Here is a 5382-nt window from a genome sequence, read left to right on the forward strand (position 1 = left end):
GTTCCTGGAACGGTTGTTGTTCGGGAACCACATAGTGGACGCGTGCAGTGTGTGTTGTGTGGTGTAAGTTGTTGGCCTATTAGTACCGGTCAGCTTCACGAGTCTTTAGTCCTCGCTTCCACATCCGGCCTATCAACCCAGTGGTCTGGCTGGGGGCCTCTCACACATGTTGTGTATGGAAATCTCATCTTGAAGCGAGCTTCCCGCTTAGATGCTTTCAGCGGTTATCCCATCCGAACGTAGCTAATCAGCGATGCACTTGGCAGTACAACTGACACACCAGAGGTTCGTCCGTCCCGGTCCTCTCGTACTAAGGACAGCCCTTCTCAAATTTCCTGCGCGCGCAGCGGATAGGGACCGAACTGTCTCACGACGTTCTAAACCCAGCTCGCGTACCGCTTTAATGGGCGAACAGCCCAACCCTTGGGACCTACTCCAGCCCCAGGATGCGACGAGCCGACATCGAGGTGCCAAACCATGCCGTCGATATGGACTCTTGGGCAAGATCAGCCTGTTATCCCCGAGGTACCTTTTATCCGTTGAGCGACGGCCATTCCACAATGTACCGCCGGATCACTAGTCCCGACTTTCGTCCCTGCTCGAGATGTCTCTCTCACAGTCAAGCTCCCTTGTGCACTTACACTCGACACCTGATTGCCAACCAGGCTGAGGGAACCTTTGGGCGCCTCCGTTACTTTTTAGGAGGCAACCGCCCCAGTTAAACTACCCATCAGGCACTGTCCCTGACCCGGATCACGGGCCGAAGTTAGATGTCCAAAGTGACCAGAGTGGTATTTCAACGATGACTCCACCCGAACTGGCGTCCGGGCTTCAACGTCTCCCACCTATCCTACACAAGCCACTCCGAACACCAATACCAAACTATAGTAAAGGTCTCGGGGTCTTTCCGTCCTGCTGCGCGTAACGAGCATCTTTACTCGTACTGCAATTTCGCCGAGTTTATGGTTGAGACAGCGGGGAAGTCGTTACTCCATTCGTGCAGGTCGGAACTTACCCGACAAGGAATTTCGCTACCTTAGGATGGTTATAGTTACCACCGCCGTTTACTGGGGCTTAAATTCTCAGCTTCGCCCACAAGGGGCTAACCGGTCCTCTTAACCTTCCAGCACCGGGCAGGAGTCAGTCCGTATACATCGTCTTGCGACTTCGCACGGACCTGTGTTTTTAGTAAACAGTCGCTTCCCCCTGGTCTCTGCGGCCCACACCCGCTCACGGAGAGCAAGTCTCCATCACGGGGCAGGCCCCCCTTCTCCCGAAGTTACGGGGGCATTTTGCCGAGTTCCTTAACCATAATTCTCTCGATCGCCTTGGTATTCTCTACCTGATCACCTGTGTCGGTTTGGGGTACGGGCGGCTAAAACCTCGCGTCGATGCTTTTCTTGGCAGCATAGGATCACCGGATCCCCCCATACGGGAGTCCCATCAGATCTCAGGATCGTGCTCGAAACACACAGGAACGGATTTGCCTATCCCTGACCCTACATCCTTAGACCGGGGCAACCATCGCCCGGCCCGGCTACCTTCCTGCGTCACACCTGTTAATACGCTTACCTCCCGGGATCAGGTCCCGCGCTCGGCCAAAACCCACAACACCACAAGGGTGAGCGGGCAGGCTCCGGGCGGTTAGTATCCCCCGCTTGGCATGGGCGGTTTTTCGCCGGTACGGGAATATCAACCCGTTGTCCATCGACTACGCCTGTCGGCCTCGCCTTAGGTCCCGACTTACCCAGGGCAGATTAGCTTGACCCTGGAACCCTTGATCATTCGGCGGACGGGTTTCTCACCCGTCTTTCGCTACTCATGCCTGCATTCTCACTCGTGTAGGCTCCACCGCTGGTTTCCACCGCGACTTCACTGCCCACACGACGCTCCCCTACCACTCCACACCCCTGAACCACGAAGGCTAGGGTACTGTGTGAAATCCACAACTTCGGCGGTGTACTTGAGCCCCGCTACATTGTCGGCGCGGAATCACTTGACCAGTGAGCTATTACGCACTCTTTCAAGGATGGCTGCTTCTAAGCCAACCTCCTGGTTGTCTTCGCAACTCCACATCCTTTCCCACTTAGCACACGCTTAGGGGCCTTAGTTGGTGGTCTGGGCTGTTTCCCTCTCGACTATGAAGCTTATCCCCCACAGTCTCACTGCTGCGCTCTGACTTACCGGCATTCGGAGTTTGGCTGACGTCAGTAACCTTGTAGGGCCCATCGGCCATCCAGTAGCTCTACCTCCGGCAAGAAACACGCAACGCTGCACCTAAATGCATTTCGGGGAGAACCAGCTATCACGGAGTTTGATTGGCCTTTCACCCCTACCCACAGCTCATCCCCTCCATTTTCAACTGAAGTGGGTTCGGTCCTCCACGACGTCTTACCGTCGCTTCAACCTGGCCATGGGTAGATCACTCCGCTTCGGGTCTAGATCACGCCACTACACTCGCCCTGTTCAGACTCGCTTTCGCTACGGCTACCCCACACGGGTTAACCTCGCGACGTAACACTAACTCGCAGGCTCATTCTTCAAAAGGCACGCCGTCACAGTAACCAAGACTGCTCCGACGGATTGTAAGCACACGGTTTCAGGTACTGTTTCACTCCCCTCCCGGGGTACTTTTCACCTTTCCCTCACGGTACTGGTCCGCTATCGGTCATTAGGAAGTATTTAGGCTTATCAGGTGGTCCTGACAGATTCGCACGGGATTTCTCGGGCCCCGTGCTACTTGGGATACTCTCCAGGCGGCACACAACATTACGGTTACGGGGCTCACACCCTCTCTGGCCGGCCTTTCAAGACCGTTCACCTATGCACGCACTCTCACCTCACTGGCCCGGCAGAACCAGAACGGAAAGTCCCACAACCCCGCCCATGCAACGCCCGCCGGCTATCACACATGGAAACGGTTTAGCCTCATCCGCGTTCGCTCGCCACTACTAACGGAATCACTCTTGTTTTCTCTTCCTGCGGGTACTGAGATGTTTCACTTCCCCGCGTTCCCCCCACGCACCCTATGTGTTCAGATGCGGGTCACACAATCACCTTTAACAGCGTTGTGCGGGGTTTCCCCATTCGGACATCCTGGGATCAACGCTCGGTTATCAACTCCCCCAGGCTTATCGCAGATTCCTACGTCCTTCTTCGGCTCCTAATGCCAAGGCATCCACCGTGTGCCCTTAAAAACTTGACCACACAAACATGATCAAAAACTTACTCGAGAGAACCACGACCACAAGGGCCAGGTTCATTCATAAGAAATTGCTGTAAGAACACACACCCCACCAACCCAAAAGAGCCGGCACAGCATGCATCCTCGATGCTCGCGTCCACTATGTAGTTCTCAAACAACAACCCCATCAACCAGACCACCACACCCACACAAACGGGGCGCCGCGGAACCGGAAGCAGGAACAAACAAAGAAACACCAGAACTGTGTCCCCTGCATTGCTGCAAAAGGTCCTGTTGCCTCAGGACCCAACAGTGCGCCAAACACAACCCACACAGACCACACCCCGGAACGTTCCCAACAACCACCACCCACCCCCCACAAGGAGAGCAAACAGACGGCCGCCGTACTGGCACCAGGACACAACCACACAGGCCATGCCAAAAAACATTGATTCGTTGATATTCCACCCATGAGCACCCACCGCAGAACAAACGCCTGCGCAATGGGCAACACTGACAACCACCACATGCCCGCATGTACGGACACCAGCAATTGCAAGCAGCTCCTTAGAAAGGAGGTGATCCAGCCGCACCTTCCGGTACGGCTACCTTGTTACGACTTAGTCCCAATCGCCGGTCCCACCTTCGACGGCTCCCCCCACAAGGGTTAGGCCACCGGCTTCGGGTGTTACCAACTTTCGTGACTTGACGGGCGGTGTGTACAAGGCCCGGGAACGTATTCACCGCAGCGTTGCTGATCTGCGATTACTAGCGACTCCGACTTCATGGGGTCGAGTTGCAGACCCCAATCCGAACTGAGACCGGCTTTTTGGGATTAGCTCCACCTCACAGTATCGCAACCCTTTGTACCGGCCATTGTAGCATGCGTGAAGCCCAAGACATAAGGGGCATGATGATTTGACGTCGTCCCCACCTTCCTCCGAGTTGACCCCGGCAGTCTCCTATGAGTCCCCGGCCGAACCGCTGGCAACATAGAACGAGGGTTGCGCTCGTTGCGGGACTTAACCCAACATCTCACGACACGAGCTGACGACAACCATGCACCACCTGTAAACCGACCGCAAGCGGGGCACCTGTTTCCAGGTCTTTCCGGTTCATGTCAAGCCTTGGTAAGGTTCTTCGCGTTGCATCGAATTAATCCGCATGCTCCGCCGCTTGTGCGGGCCCCCGTCAATTCCTTTGAGTTTTAGCCTTGCGGCCGTACTCCCCAGGCGGGGCACTTAATGCGTTAGCTACGGCGCGGAAAACGTGGAATGTCCCCCACACCTAGTGCCCAACGTTTACGGCATGGACTACCAGGGTATCTAATCCTGTTCGCTCCCCATGCTTTCGCTCCTCAGCGTCAGTTACAGCCCAGAGACCTGCCTTCGCCATCGGTGTTCCTCCTGATATCTGCGCATTTCACCGCTACACCAGGAATTCCAGTCTCCCCTACTGCACTCTAGTCTGCCCGTACCCACTGCAGAACCGGAGTTGAGCCCCGGTCTTTCACAGCAGACGCGACAAACCGCCTACGAGCTCTTTACGCCCAATAATTCCGGATAACGCTTGCGCCCTACGTATTACCGCGGCTGCTGGCACGTAGTTAGCCGGCGCTTCTTCTGCAGGTACCGTCACTTACGCTTCTTCCCTACTGAAAGAGGTTTACAACCCGAAGGCCGTCATCCCTCACGCGGCGTCGCTGCATCAGGCTTGCGCCCATTGTGCAATATTCCCCACTGCTGCCTCCCGTAGGAGTCTGGGCCGTGTCTCAGTCCCAGTGTGGCCGGTCACCCTCTCAGGCCGGCTACCCGTCGTCGCCTTGGTAGGCCATTACCCCACCAACAAGCTGATAGGCCGCGAGTCCATCCAAAACCACAAAAGCTTTCCACCCCCCACCATGCGATGAGGAGTCATATCCGGTATTAGACCCAGTTTCCCAGGCTTATCCCAGAGTCAAGGGCAGGTTACTCACGTGTTACTCACCCGTTCGCCACTAATCCCCCAGCAAGCTGGGATCATCGTTCGACTTGCATGTGTTAAGCACGCCGCCAGCGTTCATCCTGAGCCAGGATCAAACTCTCCGTTGAAAACAAAAAATCAAACAGACACAACCACACCCACCGGAAATAACGGTAGAACGCGGCTGCACAAAATTCGAAACCAGCTGAAAACCAGACCACCACACACGGGGGTGC

The 5382-nt window shown here is 55.7% G+C and carries 2 rRNA genes; both read right to left on the minus strand.

Annotated elements, in window-relative coordinates:
* Positions 1–58 precede the first annotated feature (58 nt).
* Positions 59–3205 (minus strand): 23S ribosomal RNA (locus tag AB0N72_RS20185).
* A 550-nt stretch (positions 3206–3755) separates the two neighbouring features.
* Positions 3756–5274 (minus strand): 16S ribosomal RNA (locus tag AB0N72_RS20190).
* The 16S and 23S rRNA genes sit together here, the layout of an rRNA operon.
* Positions 5275–5382: the final 108 nt, after the last annotated feature.

The sequence above is a fragment of the Paenarthrobacter sp. NPDC089307 genome, from assembly GCF_040685055.1.
GTDB lineage: Bacteria > Actinomycetota > Actinomycetes > Actinomycetales > Micrococcaceae > Arthrobacter.